Annotated in this window: 17 protein-coding genes; 10 read left to right on the plus strand and 7 right to left on the minus strand. The window is 74.9% G+C overall.

Going from position 1 to position 18725, the window contains the following annotated elements; translation table 11 throughout:
• Window positions 1–2 precede the first annotated feature (2 nt).
• Both ITJ40_RS12690 and ITJ40_RS12695 read left to right on the plus strand, forming a co-directional pair.
• Complete coding sequence (locus ITJ40_RS12690) at window positions 3–1757, plus strand: RecQ family ATP-dependent DNA helicase (protein WP_194667391.1); 1755 nt, start codon at window positions 3–5, stop codon at window positions 1755–1757.
• A gap of 26 nt (window positions 1758–1783) precedes the next feature.
• Window positions 1784–1999, plus strand: a complete 216-nt coding sequence (locus ITJ40_RS12695) for a hypothetical protein (RefSeq protein WP_194667392.1) — start codon at window positions 1784–1786, stop codon at window positions 1997–1999.
• A 298-nt stretch (window positions 2000–2297) separates the two neighbouring features.
• Here ITJ40_RS12695 and ITJ40_RS12700 read toward each other — a convergent pair whose 3' ends face one another.
• Window positions 2298–3335, minus strand: coding sequence for an alpha/beta fold hydrolase (locus ITJ40_RS12700; protein WP_194667393.1), 1038 nt, complete (start codon window positions 3333–3335; stop codon window positions 2298–2300).
• Window positions 3336–3474: 139 nt separating this feature from the next.
• On the opposite strand from ITJ40_RS12700, the gene ITJ40_RS12705 reads away from it, so the two are divergent.
• A complete protein-coding gene (locus ITJ40_RS12705) occupies window positions 3475–3840 on the plus strand; it encodes a PadR family transcriptional regulator (RefSeq protein ID WP_194667394.1) in 366 nt (121 codons plus the stop codon).
• The gene (locus ITJ40_RS12710; protein WP_194667395.1) at window positions 3837–5165 is read left to right on the plus strand and encodes a hypothetical protein; all 1329 of its coding nucleotides are present in this window, start codon (window positions 3837–3839) and stop codon (window positions 5163–5165) included. Before ITJ40_RS12705 ends, ITJ40_RS12710 begins: the two co-directional genes overlap by 4 nt.
• A 16-nt stretch (window positions 5166–5181) precedes the next feature.
• On the opposite strand, the gene ITJ40_RS12715 is transcribed toward ITJ40_RS12710, so the two are convergent.
• On the minus strand, window positions 5182–5571 hold the full coding sequence (locus ITJ40_RS12715; protein ID WP_194667396.1) for a VOC family protein: 390 nt from the start codon (window positions 5569–5571) through the stop codon (window positions 5182–5184).
• Window positions 5572–5807: 236 nt separating this feature from the next.
• On the opposite strand from ITJ40_RS12715, the gene ITJ40_RS12720 reads away from it, so the two are divergent.
• From ITJ40_RS12720 to ITJ40_RS12745, 6 genes are all read left to right on the plus strand, one after another.
• A complete protein-coding gene (locus ITJ40_RS12720) occupies window positions 5808–6614 on the plus strand; it encodes a sugar phosphate isomerase/epimerase (RefSeq protein ID WP_194667397.1) in 807 nt (268 codons plus the stop codon).
• Window positions 6611–7720 (plus strand): Gfo/Idh/MocA family protein, encoded by a 1110-nt coding sequence (locus tag ITJ40_RS12725; RefSeq protein WP_194667398.1) that lies wholly within the window; start codon window positions 6611–6613, stop codon window positions 7718–7720. Before ITJ40_RS12720 ends, ITJ40_RS12725 begins: the two co-directional genes overlap by 4 nt.
• 103 nt (window positions 7721–7823) lie before the next feature.
• On the plus strand, window positions 7824–8555 hold the full coding sequence (locus ITJ40_RS12730) for an alpha/beta hydrolase (RefSeq protein WP_104235724.1): 732 nt from the start codon (window positions 7824–7826) through the stop codon (window positions 8553–8555).
• The gene (locus tag ITJ40_RS12735; protein WP_194667399.1) at window positions 8552–9277 is read left to right on the plus strand and encodes a HEAT repeat domain-containing protein; all 726 of its coding nucleotides are present in this window, start codon (window positions 8552–8554) and stop codon (window positions 9275–9277) included. Before ITJ40_RS12730 ends, ITJ40_RS12735 begins: the two co-directional genes overlap by 4 nt.
• Window positions 9278–9299: 22 nt before the next feature.
• On the plus strand, window positions 9300–10307 hold the full coding sequence (locus ITJ40_RS12740; RefSeq protein WP_228512359.1) for a MerR family transcriptional regulator: 1008 nt from the start codon (window positions 9300–9302) through the stop codon (window positions 10305–10307).
• Window positions 10308–10405: 98 nt separating this feature from the next.
• The gene (locus ITJ40_RS12745) at window positions 10406–11032 is read left to right on the plus strand and encodes a dienelactone hydrolase family protein (RefSeq protein WP_370532053.1); all 627 of its coding nucleotides are present in this window, start codon (window positions 10406–10408) and stop codon (window positions 11030–11032) included.
• 31 nt (window positions 11033–11063) lie between these two features.
• On the opposite strand, the gene ITJ40_RS12750 is transcribed toward ITJ40_RS12745, so the two are convergent.
• Genes ITJ40_RS12750 through ITJ40_RS12770 form a run of 5 tightly spaced genes read right to left on the minus strand, consistent with a single transcriptional unit; the run spans window position 11064 to window position 18538 of the window.
• Window positions 11064–11753 carry a TetR/AcrR family transcriptional regulator gene (locus tag ITJ40_RS12750; protein WP_194667401.1) on the minus strand — a complete coding sequence of 230 codons (690 nt, stop codon included), beginning with the start codon at window positions 11751–11753 and terminating at the stop codon, window positions 11064–11066.
• A gap of 23 nt (window positions 11754–11776) precedes the next feature.
• Window positions 11777–15430, minus strand: coding sequence for an urea carboxylase (gene uca / locus ITJ40_RS12755; RefSeq protein ID WP_194667402.1), 3654 nt, complete (start codon window positions 15428–15430; stop codon window positions 11777–11779).
• On the minus strand, window positions 15427–16119 hold the full coding sequence (locus tag ITJ40_RS12760; RefSeq protein WP_194667403.1) for an urea amidolyase associated protein UAAP2: 693 nt from the start codon (window positions 16117–16119) through the stop codon (window positions 15427–15429). Before ITJ40_RS12760 ends, uca begins: the two co-directional genes overlap by 4 nt.
• Window positions 16116–16958: an urea amidolyase associated protein UAAP1 gene (locus tag ITJ40_RS12765; protein WP_194667404.1), complete on the minus strand. Its 843-nt coding sequence runs from the start codon at window positions 16956–16958 to the stop codon at window positions 16116–16118. Before ITJ40_RS12765 ends, ITJ40_RS12760 begins: the two co-directional genes overlap by 4 nt.
• The gene (locus ITJ40_RS12770; protein WP_194667405.1) at window positions 16955–18538 is read right to left on the minus strand and encodes an APC family permease; all 1584 of its coding nucleotides are present in this window, start codon (window positions 18536–18538) and stop codon (window positions 16955–16957) included. The genes ITJ40_RS12765 and ITJ40_RS12770 overlap by 4 nt, the downstream gene beginning before the upstream one ends.
• Window positions 18539–18725 lie beyond the last annotated feature (187 nt).

Here is an 18725-nt window from a genome sequence, read left to right on the forward strand (position 1 = left end):
AGGTGAAGCAGAACCGCACCGCGCACGACCGCACGGCCGACGACCGGCCCGCCGCCGAGGATCCGGCCATCGTCCCGGAGCCCGCGCCGGGCCCGGAGCCCGAGGACGCGCTCCGCGTCGCCCGCGAGTCCTTCGGCTGGGACGAGCTGCACGACGGGCAGGTGCGCACGATCGGCCCGCTCGTCCGCGGCCGCGACGCGCTCGTCGTGATGCCGACGGGCTACGGCAAGTCCGCGATCTACCAGGTCGCCACCGTGCTGATGGAGGGCCTCACCGTCGTCGTCTCGCCGCTCATCGCGCTGCAGGCGGACCAGGTGCAGAACCTCGAGGACGCGCCCGCCGCGCCGCCCGCGCGCGTGATCAACAGCACGATCCGCGGGGCGGCGCTCGAGGAGGCGTGGGCGACCGTCGAGGAGCCGGGCGCCCGGATCGTGTTCCTCACGCCCGAGCAGCTGGCCCGCGACGAGGTCGTCGCGCGGCTGGTGGCACGCGGGGTGTCGCTCGTGGTGATCGACGAGGCGCACTGCGTCGCGTCGTGGGGCCACGACTTCCGGCCCGACTACCTGGGGCTCGGCGGGGTGATCGACGCGCTCGGGCACCCGCCGACCGTCGCGATGACCGCGACGGGATCCACGCCCATCCGCACCGAGGTCGAGGAGCGGCTGGGGCTGCGCGACCCGTTCGTGCTGTCCTCGGGCTTCGACCGGCCGAACATCCGGCTCGAGGTGCGGCGGCACACCGAGGAGGCCGAGAAGCGGCGCGCGATCGTCGCGCACGTCGTGGAGCAGACGCAGCCGGGCCTCGTCTACGTCGCGACGCGCAAGGACGCCGAGGACTACGCCGACGAGATCCGCGCGGCCGGCCTCCGCGTCGACGCGTACCACGCGGGACTGCCGGCCGCCGAGCGCGAGCGCGTGCAGACCGCGTTCCACGAGGACGACGTGGACGTCGTCGTCGCGACGAGCGCGTTCGGCATGGGCATCGACAAGCCGACCGTGCGGTACGTGATCCACGCGGCGCCGCCCGAGTCGGTGGACGCGTACTACCAGGAGGTCGGGCGCGCGGGGCGCGACGGGGAGCCGGCCGTCGGGATCCTGCACTACCGCGCCGAGGACCTCGGCCTCCGCCGCTTCTTCGCGGCGCGCACGCCCCGGCCGGCGAGCCTCCGCGACGTGTACGCGGCGGTCGCGGTGGCGGGCGCCGACGGCCCGGTGCGGCCCGCCGTGGTCGCCGAGCGCGCGGGGATGTCCACGCGCACGGTGGGCGGCGTGCTCAACCTGCTCGTGGACGCGGGCGTGCTCGGATCGGACCGAGATGGGGCCTTCGTGCGCGAGGAGCTGGATCCGCGCGAGGCCGCCTCCCGCGCGAAGGAGGTCGCGCAGGAGCGCGAGCGCATCGAGGTCTCGCGGCTCGACATGATGCGCGGCTACGCCGAGACGCCGCAGTGCCGCCGCCAGTTCCTGCTCGGCTACTTCGGCGAGGAGTCGCCGGAGAGATGCGGGAACTGCGACGCGTGCGACCGGCTCGACGCGGTGGACGCGCATGACGAGGCGATGGGGACGGGCGCTGCCGAACCCGCCGCTGCCGCCTCGGACGAGGCGTTCCCCGTCCAGTCGCGGGTCACCCATGCCGAGTGGGGCCCGGGCACCGTGATGAGCACGGAGGAGGACCGGATCACCGTCTTCTTCGAGAGCGAGGGGTACCGCGTGCTGTCGCGGAAGCTCGTGGAGGAGGGGTCGCTGCTGCAGCAGGCGTGAGCGGGGGCGTCTGCGAGGATGGCCCCATGCACCTCTCCTTCCTGCGCCGCAGCCGCTGGATCACCTACGGCACCGCGATCGCCATCGGGCTCGCGGGCGTCGCCGGGCTGGTGGTCGGGAACCCGCGGGGGTGGATCCCGGTCGGGATCGCCGTGCTCGCCGTGCTCTTCCAGCGGCTCGTCTCCCGGGACGCGCGGCGCGCGCAGGAGGCCGGGACGGACCTGCGCGACACCGTCGGCTGACCGGGTGGACTAGCCGCGGAACGTCGATGCAGATGCATGCAGTTCTCCGTTGGCCTACGTTGTCAATCAGCGGGACGAGCCCTTCGGGTGGGACGTCCTCGCGCAGCGTCGGCCTCTCGGGGGAGAGGGTCCGACCGCCCGGCCCTCCGTGCACGGAGGCCGGGCCACACCCTCTTCCGCGAGGTCGCGGTCACGGCAGGATCCGTGTCCGTGGTCCGCTCGCAGGGAACCCGCGCTCCCGTCGATGCCTTCCGGCTGCGCCTGTGCGCGGTGAGCGTCGCCCGGACGCGACGCCGCGCTAGCCGCGGGAGCGCGCGCGACGGCGCTCGTCACGCCGCCGGGCCCGCTCCGCCGCATCCGCCATGGCCTCCGCGTGCGCGGTCTTGGCGCGGCCGATCGCGGAGTCGTCGTCGCGGCGGATGGCGATGCCCTCGGCCACCTGCGCGCGGAACGCCCGGATCGAGTCGCGGAACGTGGGCGCGAAGTCCGCGTGCTCCTCGTCCCGCTCCTCCTCGCCCACCGGGAACCGCCGCAGCTGGGCGGACGCGTCCTCGGTCGACGAGCCCTCGGCGGGCGGCCGCTCGAGGTGCGCGAGGCAGAGGCGGGCGACCTCGTCGGCGTGGTCGTGCATCACCGAGTGCGCGGCGCCGGGGATCTCCCACAGCCGCGCCCGCGGCAGCAGCCGCCCCATCTCCTCCACCCACGCGCGCGGGACGACGGCGTCGTGCTCCCCGCGGATCACGAGGGCGCTGGCACGGATGCCGGGCAGGCGCGCCTCGATGGGGAATGACATCATCCGCGGCAGCACGCGGAGGAACCAGCGCACGCCGCACACGAGGTAGGCGCGGATGGCGAGCACCTGGATCCGGCGGGGTTCGTGCAGCGACGACCGCAGGAACCGCACGGCGGCCACCGGCACGGAGCGCGCCGCCGGATCCATCACCGGGCTGATCATGACGAGCGTGCTGATCCCGGGGCGCCGGGCCGCGAGATCCGCCACCATCTGCGTGCCCATCGAGTGGCCGACGAGCACAGGGTCGTCGAGGCCGAGCTCGTCGATCGCGGCGCCGACGAGGTCGGCGTACTCGCGGATCGCGAGCGCCCGCCCGGGGTGGCGCACGCCCGCGAACCCCGGCAGGTCGAGGGCGTGCACGGTGCCGTGCCCGTCGAGGCGAGGCGCGAGCCGCTCGAAGTAGTCGGAGCTCACGCCGATGCCGGGTACGAGCACGAACGCGCGGCCGTCGGGGCTGCCGAGGGTGCTGATCCGCACGGTGAGGCCGCGGTGCACGAGGCGCGTGACGCGGACGGTCGTGGCGGGGCGGCCGTGCTCGGTCATGCGGTGCCTCCTGCGGCGGACGGGTCGTCGGGCGCGATCCGCGAGGCGTCCACGCTAGGGCACGGCCGCCGGACGTCCGCCGAGTCCTCCCGCCCTCGGGTCTCGCGCTGATGCTCCCACGGTGGGTATAGTCCCGTCCATGACCACGACAGCCTTCTGGATCCTCACCGCGCTCGCCGCGGGACGCCGCCACGGGTACGCCGTGCTCGCCGACGTCACGCGCCTCAGCGACGGCGAGGTGACGCTGCGGGTGACGACGCTCTACGCGTCGCTCGACCGGCTGGTGCGCGAGGGGCGGATCCGGACGGCGGGGGAGGAGGTCGTCGACGGCCGTGCCCGTCGCTACTACGAGATGACGGACGCGGGTCGCGGGGAGCTGCAGGCCGAGGCCGACCGGCTGCAGGCGCGCGCCGCGGCGGCCCGGGCGAGCATCGCTGCCGCCGCACCCGCGCGCTCGCGTCCCGTGGCGGCACCCCGCGCCACCGCGACGGCGGCCCGCGCATGACCGCGTCCCGGCGGGAGGCCCACGCCCGGCTGCTCCGCTGGTACCCCGCGGCCTGGCGCCAGGCCGACGGCGACGTGATGCTCGACACCCTCGAGGAGCACGCCGACGCCGAGGGGCGTGCGATGCCGACGCGCGGCGATGCCTGGTCCCTGCGCGCCCACGGGCTGCTCGAGCGTGTGACTCCACGGGCGATCCTCGTGGTCGCGGCGGCCGCGCTCCTGCTCGCCGTGGCGCTGCCGGCCGCGGCGCTCTCCTCCCTCTTCCTCGGATCGCCCGTGCTCCTCGCGATGCCGTGGGCCGCCGCCCTCCTCGCGACCCTCGCGCTGATCGGACTGGTGGGCAGGTCGGGCGTGCTCCGGGCCGAGTCGGCGCTGGCGGCGGCGGTGCTCGCCATGCCGTCGTGGATCCTCGGCGGGGTCGCGGCCGCAGCGTGGTCGATCGGATTCGACGAGGCGGACGCCGGGGAGTCTCGGAGTGCGTTCTCGTCCGCCTTCGCCGCGCTCGCGCTGGCCGCCTGGCTGCTCGGGGCGGCGTCGCTCGCGGTCGTGCTCGCAGGTCTGCTCGGGATCCGCTCGGCCGTCGCGCGCTGGATCGTCGCGGTCGTCGTGGCCGTGCCCGGCGCGCTCCTCGTCGGCGGCGTCGCGCTGACGTCCGGGGCCCTGGCGCTCGCGCTGGCCGCGCTGATCGCGTCGGCGCGGCAGCGCATGCGAGGCCGCGGGCGCCTGGCCGGCTTCGCGGTGGACGGATCGGCCTCGGTGTCCGCCGCCCGCGCCCCGCTGTCCGCCTCCGGGCGCCGGGCCGTCGTGATCACCTCGCTGGTCGGATCCGCCCTCGGGCTCGCATGCGCCGCCTTCGCGCTCGCCGGAAGCGCCTGGCTGCCCGCCGTGGGCGACGCGACGGACGCCATGAGGGCCGGCATCGCAGTCGGCTCGGTCGTGGCGCTCCTGCCGGTCGCCGCCGGCGCGGCCGCCCTCCGACCCCGGCTGGGACGCGTCGTGATCCCCGCGGCGGTGTCCCTGGGCGCCGCGTTCGCCACCATCGCGGCGTCGTACGCGGTGCCGGGCCTCGACGCCGCGGCTCCGGGCTACCTGGAGGTGGCCGCGGTCCTCGTGGGAGTGGCCGGGGCAGCGCTCCTGCTGCCCGTCCTCTCCGGCGGCCGGGTCGTGCGCGGGATCCTCGTGGTGGGCGTCGCCGTCGGGATCGCCGCCTTCGCCGGCATGGTGGTCGCCGTCGCGGGCGCCTTCCTGGCCCCGGTGCTCGGCGTCGTCACGGCCGTCCTCGTCGCCCGTCGCGCGCGCGTCCCCCGGCGGACGCAACCCGCCTAGCGCGACGCGCCCGGTCTCAGCCCTGCGCGTCCGCTCCCGACACGCACAGGCAGAACGGGTGCCCTGCCGGATCCGCGTACACGTCGAAGCGGTCGGCCGCCGTCGGATCCGCCGCGGGCTGGAGCAGGCGGCCGCCGAGGGCGAGCACGCGTTCGCGGCCCGCGGCGAGGTCGTCGACGTAGAAGTCCAGATGGATCTGCTGCTGCTGCCGCGGGCCCTCGCCCGGCCACTCGGGCGGCACGAAGTCGGGCGCGGGCTGGATCCCGATCTGCCAGCCGGCATCGAAGGACACGTAGTGCCAGTCGCCGCCCGCGTGCACCTCGCCGTCGAGGAGCCCGGCCCAGAAGGCGCTCTCCGCGGCCAGGTCGGGTGCATCGAGCACCACGATCGTCTGCCGGATCCTCATGCGCGTTCCTTCTCTCGTCGTCGAGCGGGTGCTTCCAGCCTGGCATCGGGCGCACGCCGCGACCAGGATCCGTCGCCCGCGCCCCTGGGATCCGGACCCCGACCACCGGTAGGTTTGACGTCACGGCGCGTCTCGCGCCGGAACACCCTGCGGGCATCGTGGCTCAGCCGTCGTACGCGACGGCGGGAGCGTGCGGTGGCCACAGGGCCACCAGTCACCTCCTGAAAGGAGCGACCATGACCGCCCCCTCCGTCCAGCTCTACACGGTCCGCGACGCTGTCTCCGCGGACCTGCAGGGCGCCGTCGCCCGCGTCGCCGAGATCGGCTACACGCAGGTCGAGCCGTACGCGTTCGTCGAGCGCGCCGACGAGTTCGCCGCCGCCTTCGCCGCGTCCGGCGTCACCGCGCCCTCCGGCCACGCGCCCGTCATCGACGGCGACGACGACCAGGCCTCCCGCACCTTCGACGCCGCCGCGAAGCTCGGGATCCAGACGGTCATCGACCCCTTCATCCCCTCGGAGCGCTGGCAGACCGCCGACGACGCGCACCGGATCGCCGACCGCGTCAACGAGCTGCAGGTGCAGGCCGCCGCGCGCGGGCTCGCCTTCGGGTACCACAACCACCAGTGGGAGTTCGCGAACAAGGTGGACGGCCGTCCCATCTACGAGCTCTTCGTCGAGCGCCTGAACGCGGACGTCGTGCTCGAGCTCGACGCGTTCTGGTCGACCGTCGGCGGCATGGACACGCCCGCCCTCCTGAAGCAGCTCGGCGACCGCGTGCAGTTCCTGCACGTGAAGGACGGCAAGATCTCCGACGCGATCGCCAAGGTGCTGCCGAGCGCGGAGTCCGCGCTCGTCGTGCCGCCGGAGCTCGCGCAGGCCTTCAAGATGCAGGAGCCCGCCGGCCAGGGCGACGTCGACGTCGCCGCCGTGCTGGCCGCCGCGCCCCACGCGCTCCGCGTCGTCGAGTTCGACGACTACGCCGGCGACGTGTTCGACGGCATCCAGGCGTCGCTCGCCTGGCTGCAGGAGAACGACAAGTGACCGGCGGCACCGGCCGCGTCGGCGTCGGCGTCATCGGCGCGGGCGTCATCTCGGGCACCTACCTGGAGAACATGACGGCGTTCCCGGATCTCGAGGTCCTGTTCGTCGCCGACATCGACCTCGACCGCGCCCGCTCGCGCGCCGAGGAGCACGGCGTTCCGAACCACGGAACGGTCGACGAGCTGCTCGCGATGGACGAGATCGAGATCGTCGTGAACCTGACGCTGCCCGCCACGCACGCGGAGGTCGGCCGGCGGATCGTCGCGGCCGGCAAGCACGTGTGGAGCGAGAAGCCGCTGGCGCTGGATCACGAGTCCGGCCAGGACCTGCTCGAGGCGGCGCGCGCGGCCGGCGTGCAGGTCGCGTGCGCGCCCGACACCGTGCTCGGCGCGGGGATCCAGTCGGCCATGCGCGCCATCGCCCGCGGCGACATCGGCGAGCCGCTCACCGCGACGACGCTCTTCCACGTGCCCGGCCCCGACGCCTGGCACCCGAACCCCGAGTTCCTGTTCGCGAAGGGCGCCGGACCCCTGTTCGACATGGGCCCGTACTACGTCACCACGCTCGTGCACGCGTTCGGCGCGGCGGAGACGGTGAGCGCGGTCTCCTCGACCTCGCGCACCACGCGCACCATCGGCAGCGGACCCCGCGCGGGCACCGACTTCCCGGTGGAGGTGCCCACGCACCACGCGGCGCTCATCTCGTTCGCGGGCGGGCAGTCGGCGCAGTCCACGTTCAGCTTCCAGAACGCGCTGCCGCGCATGGGCTTCGTCGAGATCTCGGGCAGCGAGGGCACCATCGTGCTCCCCGACCCGAACACGTTCGAGGGCGACAGCCAGCTGTGGCGCTTCGGGCAGGAGGAGCCGGAGACGCTCGCGGCGGCGGGATCCACGTACGGCCGGGGATCCGGCGTGCTGGACCTCGCGCGGAGCATCCGCGGCGGCGACCCGGTGCGCGCGTCCGGCGAGGTCGCGGCGCACGTGCTCGACGTGCTGCTCGCGATCCGCGACGCGGCCGAGAACCGCGAGGTCGTGCAGGTCGCGTCGAGCGTGACGAAGCCGACGCCCCTCGCGGAGGACTGGGACCCGGCGGCGGCGACGCTGTAGCGCCGCATCCGCTCGGAGGCTCGACCGACGGCCCCGCATCCTGCGACGGATGCGGGGCCGTCCCGCGCTCGGCAGGTGGCGGCAGCCGGAGGAGACTGGACCCATGCAGCTGCACCGCGTCACCACCGGATCCGGCGCGCGCCACGTCGGGCTCGTGCACGGCCTCGGCGCGGATGGCGCGACCTGGCAGCCCGTCGTCGACCGGCTCGTCGCGACCGGCCGCTTCACCGTCACGACCGTCGACCTCCGCGGCCACGGCGCGAGCGACCGGGCTGGCTCGTACGGCGTCGAGGACATGGCCGACGACCTCGTCGCGTCGCTGCCGCGCGGGCTCGACGCGGTCGTCGGGCACTCGCTCGGCGGATCCGTGCTCGTCCGCGCCGTCGCCCGCCTCGAGCCCGGGCGCGCGATCTACCTCGACCCCGGGTTCCGGCTCGCGCTGCCGACCACGGGGATCCGCGGCCGCCTGTTCTGGGCCGCGCCGCTCGTGGGGCTCGCCGCCGCGCAGATCCCGCGCGCCCGCGCCGCCGCCCGCGTGCGCGCCGCCTACCCGGCCGCCGTCCGGGCGTCGCTCGACGCCGCGAAGTCGCGCTTCGACAGCGGCATGGCGGTCGGCGTCTTCCGCGACGTGGCCTTCCATCCGGTTCCGGTCGGCCCGCCCGACGTGCCGTCCACGATCGTGCTCTCCGACGACGCGCCCGCGGTACTGCCCGACGCGTACGCCGCCGCCCTCGAGCGGCAGGGGTGGGACGTGCGGCGTCTGCCGGGGATCCACCACGACATGCAGCTCGAGGATCCGGACCGGGTGCTCGCCGCGATCGAGGACGTGCTGTGAGCGACGCGACGCGCGAGCCCCAGCGTCCGGACCGCCCCGACGACGCCGAGATCGCCGCCCGGCTCGCCGCCGCCCTGCGCGCGCCGGACGCGTCCGCCCGGCTGCAGGCCGCGCTCACCGCGGGCACCCGGCCGGATCCGGCGCTCGTCGAGGGCCTCATCCACCGCTGCCGCGTCGAGCCCGACCTCAACGTGCGCGAGATGCTCACGTGGGCGCTGATCCGGCACGACCCCGAGATCACGCTCCCGCCGCTGATCGCCGAGCTCGGCTCGCCCATCCCGCAGGCGCGGAGCCAGGCGCTGCACACGCTCTCCAAGATCGGCGACCGGCGCGCGCTGCCCGCCATCACGCCGGCGCTGCTGCGGGATCCCGACGACCACGTCGCGCGCACCGCGTGGCGCACGTCGTCCGGCCTGGTCGACGGCGACCGCGATCCCGCCGGCGCGCGCTGGCTGTTGCAGCAGCTCGCGTCGCAGCTCGGCCGCGGCGGCCGCGACACGCAGGCGAGCCTCGCACGCGCCTTCGCGAGCGTCGGCCGGGCGTCGCTGTCCGTGCTCGAGCGGTCGCGGCGCGCGGCGGACGCGCGGGTGCGGATCCATGCGCTCGCCGTGATCGCCCAGCTCGCCGACCCGGAGCTCCGCTTCGACGACGCCGTCGCGGCGGCCCGGCGCACCTCCTTCGGCGGGCACCTCGCCGCGGGTCCGGGCTTGCACCTCCCGTAGCGTCATGTGGTCGGGTGGTCCCATGACCCACCCCACCGAGGACGACCCCGCCACGACGACCACGCCGATCCCGATGCCGGCCCCGCCCCGCCGGGTCCGGATCGGCGACGCCGCCGCGTTCGTCGGCGTCACCCCGCGGACCATCCGCCACTACCACCAGATCGGCCTGATCCCCGAGCCCGAGCGGGGCACCGACGACCGCCGCCGCTACGGGTACGCCGACATGGTCCGGCTGATGTGGATCCGGCGGATGGCCGACGCCGGGATCGCCCTCGAGGACATCCGCGCCGCGTTCGCCGACCCGGAGGCGGGCGACGCCGCCGCTGCTGCCGCGGATGCCGCCGCTCCCGCCGCCCCGGCCGCCGCCGCCGGGGACGACACGGCCGGGGACGAGGACGTCGCCGACGTCCTCGGCCGGCTCGAGGCGACCCTCGCGGCGCAGGAGGTCGAGCTGCGGCGGCAGCGGGAGGCCGTGCGTCGGCTGCGCGCCCGGGGCAGCAGGCTGGGCCTCCTCTCCGACCTCGTCGCCCGCCGTCTGGAGGGCCTCCCCGAGGGATCCCTGCGCCAGGCCGACCTCGATGCCCTGCTCGTGATGGAGCGCAGCCTCGGCCCGCTCGTCGCGGCCCTCAACGCCACGCGCTACATCGCGGTGGCCACGCTGCCGGGCCTGCGCGAGGCGTCGGACCGCGTCGACGCCGCCGAGGAGGCGCTCGACGACACGGTCTCCGCCGACGACCCGCGTGTGGCGGAGGTCGCGGCCGAGCGGCGCGCGTTCGAGGAGGCGCTGCACGCGGCGATCGACGCGTCCGACCTGCCGCGGCAGGACGAGGAGCTCGTCGCCGCCTGGGACGAGCTGCACCCCGACGGGGATGACGACGAGGACGTGGCCGGCGGCGGCGCGGGTCGGGCGGCCCGGCCCCTGCGCACGATGGACGCCTTCGCGAAGATGCCCTACGACTTCTCCCCGGCGCGACTCCGCTCCATGGAGCTGGCCACGGACTTCGTGGTGTGGGGGCCGCCCGCGCGGTGAGCGGGCGTCGGCGTCGCGGATCCCCGCGGCCGGGCCGATCCCGTCGCGGAGCCGCGGAGTAGGTTCGCGGCACGGCGCCCCGCGACGGGAGCGCCCGGATCCCCGCCCCTGCGCGGACGACGAGAGGCGCGCCCATGGCCGAGATCGTGCTGTTCCACCACGTGCAGGGCGCGACCCCCGGCGTCCACGCCTTCGCCGACGCGCTGCGGGACGGCGGGCACACGGTGCACGTGCCCGACCTCTTCGACGGCGCGCTGCCCGAATCCATCGAGGCGGGCCTCGCGCTGATGGCGGGCCTCGCCGACCACGTCGTCGCCGAGCGCACCGCGCGCGCCCTCGACGGGCTGCCCGCCGAGCTGGTCTACGCCGGCGTCTCGTGGGGCGGATCCATCGCCCAGCGCCTCGCGCAGACCCGGCCGGGTGCCCGCGGCGCGCTCCTCTACGAGTCGTTCGTGTCGCTCTCCGCGGAGTGGTCCTTCGGGCCGTGGCCGGCGGGGCTGCCCGTGCAGGTGCACGGCATGGCGCGGGATCCGTTCTTCGCCGGCGAGGGCGACCTCGAGGGAGCGCGCGAGCTGGTCGCCGAGGTCGGGCCCGAGCTCGCCGAGGTCTTCGCCTACGACGGCGACGCGCACCTGTTCACGGACGCGTCGCTGCCGTCGTCGGATCCCGTCGCCACGGCCCTCGTGCTGGAGCGGTCGAGGGAGCTGCTGGCGCGGATCGGCTGACGCCGGATCGCGAGGCTGATTTCGGCCTGTGTCAGGCGGTGACGGCGAGCAGGGCCTCCGCGTCCCGATGCGCCTCCGCGATCTCGGCCGTCCCCAGCCCGCACGCCCGCAGGCACGTGGCGGCGCTGGCGTCGCGGTCGGCGTCCCCGGGTTCGCCGCGGCGGCGCAGCTGGATCACGAGCTCGGCCAGCTGGATCAGCACGGCCCCCAGCGCCTCCGGCCCGATCGTCGCGCGGACGTCGGCGCTCGCCGCCGCCGTGCCGATGCGGCCGTACGCGTCCTGCAGCTCCCGGCGCTGCTGGCGGAAGCCGTCGTAGCGCTCGCCCTGCACCTCGGGCAGCAGGTAGAGCGTGCCGATGTTGTGCGGGGTGTCGGCGAGCGTGCGGAAGTCGACCATCACGAGCGCGTGCAGGGCGGCGGCCGCGGTGGCGCGGTCGGGCACGAGGTCCTCGATGCCGCGCACCACGTCGAGGCTGGGGCGCACGGAGCGCGTGAGCAGCTCGACGAGCAGGTCGTCCTTGCCGGCGAAGTGGTAGTAGAGGGACGCTTGCCGGATCCCGACCCGCTCCGCGATCGCGCGCGTGGACGTGCCGCTCAGCCCGTGCTCGGCGAAGAGCGCGGCGGCGGCGTCGAGGATCTGCTCGCGCGGGCTCAGCGGGGACCCGGCGTCCGGCACCGCCCGGGGGCGGCCGACGCGGGCCGGCTTGTCGTCCTTGGCCATCCCGCCATCCTCGCAGGTGGGGATCACGCGGCGCCGATCACGGCGAGCACCTGCCCGGGCGCGACCTGCTCGCCGGGCCGGATGTGCACGTCGAGCACGCGGCCCGCGACCGGCGCGCCCACGACGGACTCCATCTTCATCGCCTCGACCGCCAGCACCGCGTCGCCGACGCCGAGGAGATCGCCCGGGCGCACGTCCACCCGCCAGACGGTCGAGGTGAACGGCGCCGTGACGGCCGTCGCGCCGGGCGGGATCGGCACGGTCGCCGCCTCGACGACGGGCGGCTCGTCGCGCACGTCGAACTCGCCCGACAGGCGCCAGCGTGCCTTCTCCTCCTCGAACGCGCGCGTCTGGGTGTCGCGGAAGTCGCGGATCGACGCGTCGTTCGCCCGCAGGAACGCCTGGTGGTCGGCGAGGGAGAACTCGCCGTCCTCGGTCTCGTAGTGCCCGCGTCCGGCGTCCGTCTCGGCGCGCAGCTCCAGCAGCTCCTCGGCGCCGAGCGGGTACCACTCGATGCGGTCGAAGAAGCGCAGCGCCCACGGATCCTCCTGGAAGAGCCCGCCGCGGCGGAAGCGGTTCCAGATCTGCACCGTGCGGCCCACGAACTGGTACCCGCCCGGTCCCTCCATCCCGTAGATGCAGAGGTACGCGCCGCCGATGCCGACGGAGTTCTCGGCGGTCCACGTGCGCGCCGGGTTGTACTTCGTGGTCACGAGGCGGTGGCGCGGATCCAGCGGCGTGGCCACGGGCGCGCCGAGGTACACGTCGCCGAGGCCGAGCACGAGGTAGCTCGCGTCGAAGACCGTGCGGAAGACGTCGTCGACCGAGTCGAGGCCGTTGATGCGGCGGATGAACTCGATGTTCCACGGCGTCCAGGGCGCGTCGTCGCGGACGCCCGCCATGTAGCGCTCGATCGCGAGGCGCGTCGCCGGGTCGTCCCAGGAGAGCGGCAGCCGCACCTTGCGCGACGGTACGACGAGCTGCCCGGTGGGCGGGATCTCGTCCTCCAGCTCCTGCAGCAGCCGGGTGACGGCCGTGGCCTTGAGCACGCGCGCGTCGGTGCGGACCTGGAGCGAGCGGATCCCCGGCGTCACCTCGAGCACGCCCGGCGGCATGTGCTCCTGCAGCCGGGTCATGAGCGCGTGCACGCGCATGCGGAGCGCGATGTCGAGGGTCATGTCGCCGTACTCGACGAGCACGTTGTCGTCGCCGTCGCGGCGGTACGCGACGCCCGGGCGCGCGTCGGTGGGCTCGAGCCGGCCGATCACGCCGTCGTCGCCGTCGCCGCCCGCGCGGATCACCTGGAGCGAGGCGCGTGCGTCCACGAGCGACGCCGCCGCGGCCTCCGTCACGGGCACGAACCGCACGGTGTCGCCGGGGCGCAGCTGGCCGAGCTTCCAGAGCTCGCCGCTCGCGACGACCGCCGGGCACACGAAGCCGCCGAGGGACGGGCCGTCGGGTCCGAGGATGATCGGGGTGTCGCCCGTGAAGTCGATCGCGCCGACCGCGTACGGGGTGTCGTGGATGTTCGACGGGTGCAGCCCCGCCTCGCCGCCGTCCTCGCGCGCCCAGCCGGGCCGCGGGCCGATGAGCCGGATCCCGGTGCGCGCCGAGTTGTGGTGCACGCCGTAGTCGGTGGCGTACAGCACGTCGATGTCGGCGCGCGTGAAGAAGTCGGGTGCCGCGTGCGGGCCCTCGGTGACGCCGACCTCCCACGTCGAGGTGAGCGCGGGCCGGCGGTGCGCCGGGGTGGGGCCGCCGATGATCCCGAGGCGCGCGCCCGCGGGGAACGCGGGGTGGTCGGCGTCGGAGTCGGGGGATCCGGGCCGCAGCACGTCGCCCGCGAGCAGCGCCCGGCCCGCGTGCCCGCCGAAGCGGCCGAGCGTGAAGGTGGACGCGGATCCGAGGTACGCGGGCACGTCGATCCCGCCGCGCACGGCGAGGAACAGGCGGAGGCCGGGCCCGTCGGCGCGGCCGATCGCGAGCGTCTGCCCGGCGGCGACCTCGAGCGGCTCCCACATCGCGGCCGGCTCGCCGTCGACCGTGACCGGCGCGGGCGCTCCCGTGACGGCCACCACCGACGCGGTCGAGAAGCGCAGCACGGGTCCGTCGGCCGTGATCTCGAGCCCGGGCGCGCCCTCCGGGTTGCCGACCGCGAGGTTCGCCTCCGCGAGCGACACCGGATCGAACGGGCCGCTCGGCGGCACGCCCACCTGCCAGTACCCGAGCCGGCCGGGGAGGTCCTGCACCGTGGTCATGGTGCCGGGGGAGACCACGTCGATGCGCGGCGCCGGGTCGTCCGTCTCGTCGAGCGTCGACGTGGAGTGGGTGGCGGTGCGCAGCTCGATGTCGTCGGTGAGCGCGCGCAGCAGGCCGATGTTCGTGACGATGCCGTCGATCCGGGAGCCGTCGAGCGCCTCGCCGAGGAGGTCGAGCGCGTCGTCACGGGTCTCGCCCGTGGCGATGACCTTCGCGAGCAGCGGGTCGTAGGAGGCGGAGACCTCGAGGCCGGTCTCGATCCAGCCGTCGACGCGGATCCCGGGCCCGGCCGGCAGCACGGCCTGCGTCACGAGGCCGCTCGACGGGAGGGAGCCCTTCGCCGGGTCCTCGGCGTAGACGCGGGCCTCGACGGCGTGGCCCGTAGGCGTCCACTCGCGCGTGAAGAGGTCGTCGGGGAGCCCCGCGGCGCCGTCGCGGGCGAGCCGCAGCATCAGCTCCACGAGGTCGACGCCGTGCACCTCCTCGGTGACGGGGTGCTCGACCTGGAGGCGCGTGTTCACCTCGAGGAACGCGGCCTCCTCGCGCACCGGGTCGTAGACGAACTCGACCGTGCCGGCGCTGCGGTAGGAGACCGACTCCGCGAGCGCGCGGGCCGAGGCGTGCAGCTGGGCGCGCACGTGGTCGGGCAGGGCGGGGGCGGGCGCCTCCTCGATGACCTTCTGGTTGCGGCGCTGGAGCGAGCAGTCGCGGTCGCCGATCACGGCCACGCGGCCGGTGCCGTCGCCGACGAGCTGCACCTCCACGTGCCGGGCCGGACGCACGAGGCGCTCGAGGAAGATCCCGGTGGATCCGAACGCCAACTCCGCGAGCCGCGTCACCCGCGCGAACGCCTCCCGCACCTCATCCGCCGTCGCGCACGCCTGCATGCCGATGCCGCCGCCGCCGCCCGTGGCCTTGAGCATCACGGGCAGGCCGATGCGCGCGGCCTCGCGCACGGCCTCGTCGGCGTCGGCGAGGAGCCCGGTGCCGGCGAGCAGGGGCACGCCGGCGGCCTCGGCCAGCTCGCGCGCGGTGTGCTTCGCGCCGAACGCGAGGATCTGGTCGGCGGTCGGCCCGACGAACCGGATCCCCGCCTCCTCGCAGGCCGACGCGAACTCCAGGTTCTCGCTGAGGAACCCGTAGCCGGGGTGGATGAGGCCGGCCCCCGTCGCGCGGGCGGCCTCGATGATCGCGTCGATGCGCAGGTACGACTCCCGGGGCGCGGCCGGGCCCAGCCGCACGGCCTCGTCGGCCTCGCGGACGTGCGGGGCGGCCCGGTCGGCGTCGGAGAAGACCGCGACCGTGCGCATCCCCATGGCCTTCGCGGTGCGGATCACGCGGCACGCGATCTCGCCGCGGTTCGCGACGAGGACGGTGGCCAGGTCGAGCGCGCGGCGCTCGCCGCCGGCGCGGCTCACGGCTGCACCACGATCATCCGCAGCGGCGTGCAGCTGAAGTCGTTGCACGGGTTGTTCATCTGCGGGCAGTTGGAGACGATCACCAGCACGTCCCGCTCCGCGCGCAGCGCCACCCGCTTCCCGGGCGCGCTGAGGCCGTCGACGATCCCGAGGGATCCGTCCGCCTCCACGGGCACGTTCATGAACCAGTTGATGTTCGACACGATGTCGCGCGCGCCCAACCCGTGCCGCGAGGCCTCGGTGAGGAAGTTCTCGCGGCAGCCGTGCTGGTACGCGGTGTGGTGGCCGTAGCGGAGCGTGTTCGACTCCTTCGAGCACGCGCCGCCGAGGGTGTCCTGGCGGTCGATCTCGTTGCCCACCACGGTCATCAGCGGCCGGCCCTCGCTCGACATGAGCACCGTGCCGGTGCGGATGTACGCGTTGCCCTGTGCCACGAGGGTGTCGGGCACGCTGTAGCGCTCATCCGGATCCTGGGCGTCGTAGACCAGGCAGTCGGCGGACTGGTTGCCGCCCACGTCCACGATCGTGAGCACCTCGCCGGCGCGCACGACGGCCGACCACGGGGCGAGCGGCGCGACGCGGTCGTCGCGCACGACGCGGCCGTCGACGAGCGACGCGCCCCAGTCGAGGACGGCATCGGGCGCGTGGACGGCGCCGGTGGGGACGGTGGACGCGAGGACGTGCGTCATCGGGTTCCTCTCGCTTCGCAGTGGTCGATCGAGTTCAGGTAGGCCCGCGTCAGCTCGGGGGTCGCGTGGAAGCGCGCGTCGGCAGGTCCCGTGGGGGCGCCGCGCCAGGCGTGGATCCGCAGCGGGCCCACCACGTGGTCGGTCCGCGGGTCCAACGGGTGCGGCACGTTCGCGATCAGCACGATCAGCGGCATCTCGGCCACGAGCGTGACGTGCGTGCCGGGCCCGGCGGATCCGGTGGGCCGCAGCGCGCCGTCCTCCTCCACGCGCACACCCTGGAAGAGGGAGACGCCGGGCGGCAGGTCACGCCGGGTGAGCCCGTGCTTGGCGGCGGCCTTCACGAGCAGCGACCGGCCGCTCGGCGTGGGGCCCTCGGGCGCGGATCCGCCGTAGCGCCGGTCGTTGAGCGCGTCGGTGGAGGTGCCGCAGAGCGCGTCGTGGTGGCCGGAGGTGTCCTCGACGATGCTCGCGAGGATCCGGCCGTCGCCGCTCAGCAGCGGGGAGCCCGCGCCGAGGTACGCCTGCCACGGGATCTTCACGGTGTCGGCGACGTTCAGCCGCTCCCACGGCGCCTCCACGTCGTAGAGCACGAGGTGCGCGCACGCGTCGCCCGTGGGGTCGTCGAGGCGGAGGCGGGATCCGCGCGCCAGCACCCGGTGCGCGTACCCGCCGGGCGCCACCGTCTCGGCCCAGGTGAGCTCCTCTGCGGTGACCCCCTCCGGCCGGTGCGGCGACGAGGACGCGGGCACGTACGGCATCCACTCGCTCCGGCGGTCGGCCTGCGCGCGGGCGTCCGCGCGGGACGCGGTGACGCTGTCGGTCGTGCGCAGGTCCCTCATCGGATGGACGCCCCCGCCGGCTCGACCACCGGGATCGTCGCCGTGGTCGGCACCTCCGTCAGCCGGATCGGCCCGTCGGAGCGGTGGCGCCACGCGTGGTAGCCCCAGCCCACGAGCAGGGTCGCGCCGATGAAGAGGAGCGCGCTGTACTGCAGCCACCACGACTCGCCCGTGAGGTCGTAGATCTCGGGGCGCGGCCAGATCAGGTTCACGGCCATGGCCGCCTGGAAGAGCACGGCGGCGGCGTTGAGCGGGATCCCCCAGCGGCCGAGCGTGAACAGCGGCGTCCCGTCCTCGTCGACGCCGCCGACCGGGAAGCGCCCGCGGATCCGGGCCACCAGCAGCGGGCCCGTCACGCCGAGGTAGGCGAGGTAGAGCATCGCGATGCAGAGGCTCGAGAGCGCCGTGAAGATCGCCGACTGCCCGGCGTTGACCGCGAGCGCGAGCACCGCGCCGACGCCGACGACGACGGAGGTGAGCACCGGCGTGCCCGTGCGCGGCGAGACCCGCGCGAGCTGGCGATGGAACGGGAGGGCCTTCTCGCGGGCCATCGAGTAGATCATCCGGGTGCCCGACGTCTGCACGGCGAGCGTGCACGCGAACACCGCCACCGCGACCGCGCAGAGCAGGAGGCGGCCGCCCACCTCGCCGGCGACCGAGGTGATCACCCAGGCGAGGCCCTGCGTGGCGAGGTTCCCGTCGGTGAGGCTCGGCGCCGCGACGAGCGCGCCCACGATGAGGAGCGCCCCGCCGAGCCCGGAGACCGTGAGCGCCCGGATGATCGTCTTGGGCGTCGTCTTCCGCGGGCTGTGGGTCTCCTCGGCGAGCTCGCCCGCGGAGTCGAAGCCGACCATCACGTAGGCGGCCATGAGGGAGGAGGCGAGGAAGGCCCACACGTAGGGCTCGTCGCTCGCGGATCCCGCGGTCGTGAACACCACCTCGGGTCCGCGCTTCGGCAGCAGGAACAGCACGGCGACGAGCGCGACGACGCCGACCATCTCGATGGCGACGCCCGCGGTCGTGACCCGCGCCATGAGCCGCACGCTGAGGATGTTCACGACCGTCGTGACCGCCAGCATGATGATCCCGAGCAGCACCGCGTTCGCGGATCCCGTGGGGGAGGCGACCGACGGATCCGCGTCCGGCCCGCCCACGATCTGGAACCCGGCCCAGATGGACGGCAGCACGGCCTGCACGGCGATGGCCGCGACGGCGACCGTGAGGATCTGGCCGACGATCATCGTCCAGCCGGTGAACCAGCCGAACGTGGTGCCCGCCAGCCTGCTCGACCACTGGAAGATCGCGCCCGAGATGGGCCACGAGGCGGCGAGCTGCGCGAAGTTCAGCGCCACCAGCAGCTGCCCGACGAACACGATCGGCCACGCCCAGAAGAAGGCGGCGCCGCCCAGCCCGAAGCCGAGGCCGAAGAGCTGGAACACGGTCGTGAGGATCGAGACGAAGGAGAACCCGGCGGCGAAGGACGAGAACGGACCGACGCCGCGATGCAGCTCCTGGGCGTAGCCGGGCGGGACGACGGGAGTGGGGGCCGACGGGTGCGGCGGGAGGTGCGGGGTGCTCAATGTTCTGGCCTCTCACGAGGGCGCGGTGAAGCGTGTGCGCCGGAGATCCGGTTGCCCGGTCGGAGTATCTATCGAGCGATAGGTATTTCCGTCCAGTGTGGTTCTGCCCCGTATCGCCGCGGTTTCCCTCGTGTTACCGGCGTGTATCTTCTCCGGCGGCGACGGATCCGGTCGTCGTCGTCGGCCG

Source organism: Clavibacter sp. VKM Ac-2872 (genome assembly GCF_015351105.1).
GTDB lineage: Bacteria > Actinomycetota > Actinomycetes > Actinomycetales > Microbacteriaceae > Clavibacter.

Coding starts and splice junctions, on each gene's coding strand:
- ITJ40_RS12695 (WP_194667392.1), top strand. CDS start 1,784: ATGCACCTCTCCTTCCTGCGCCGCAGCCGCTGGATCACCTACGGCACC.
- ITJ40_RS12700 (WP_194667393.1), bottom strand. CDS start 3,335: ATGACCGAGCACGGCCGCCCCGCCACGACCGTCCGCGTCACGCGCCTC.
- ITJ40_RS12705 (WP_194667394.1), top strand. CDS start 3,475: ATGACCACGACAGCCTTCTGGATCCTCACCGCGCTCGCCGCGGGACGC.
- ITJ40_RS12710 (WP_194667395.1), top strand. CDS start 3,837: ATGACCGCGTCCCGGCGGGAGGCCCACGCCCGGCTGCTCCGCTGGTAC.
- ITJ40_RS12715 (WP_194667396.1), bottom strand. CDS start 5,571: ATGAGGATCCGGCAGACGATCGTGGTGCTCGATGCACCCGACCTGGCC.
- ITJ40_RS12720 (WP_194667397.1), top strand. CDS start 5,808: ATGACCGCCCCCTCCGTCCAGCTCTACACGGTCCGCGACGCTGTCTCC.
- ITJ40_RS12730 (WP_104235724.1), top strand. CDS start 7,824: ATGCAGCTGCACCGCGTCACCACCGGATCCGGCGCGCGCCACGTCGGG.
- ITJ40_RS12740 (WP_228512359.1), top strand. CDS start 9,300: ATGACCCACCCCACCGAGGACGACCCCGCCACGACGACCACGCCGATC.
- ITJ40_RS12750 (WP_194667401.1), bottom strand. CDS start 11,753: ATGGCCAAGGACGACAAGCCGGCCCGCGTCGGCCGCCCCCGGGCGGTG.
- ITJ40_RS12760 (WP_194667403.1), bottom strand. CDS start 16,119: ATGACGCACGTCCTCGCGTCCACCGTCCCCACCGGCGCCGTCCACGCG.
- ITJ40_RS12765 (WP_194667404.1), bottom strand. CDS start 16,958: ATGAGGGACCTGCGCACGACCGACAGCGTCACCGCGTCCCGCGCGGAC.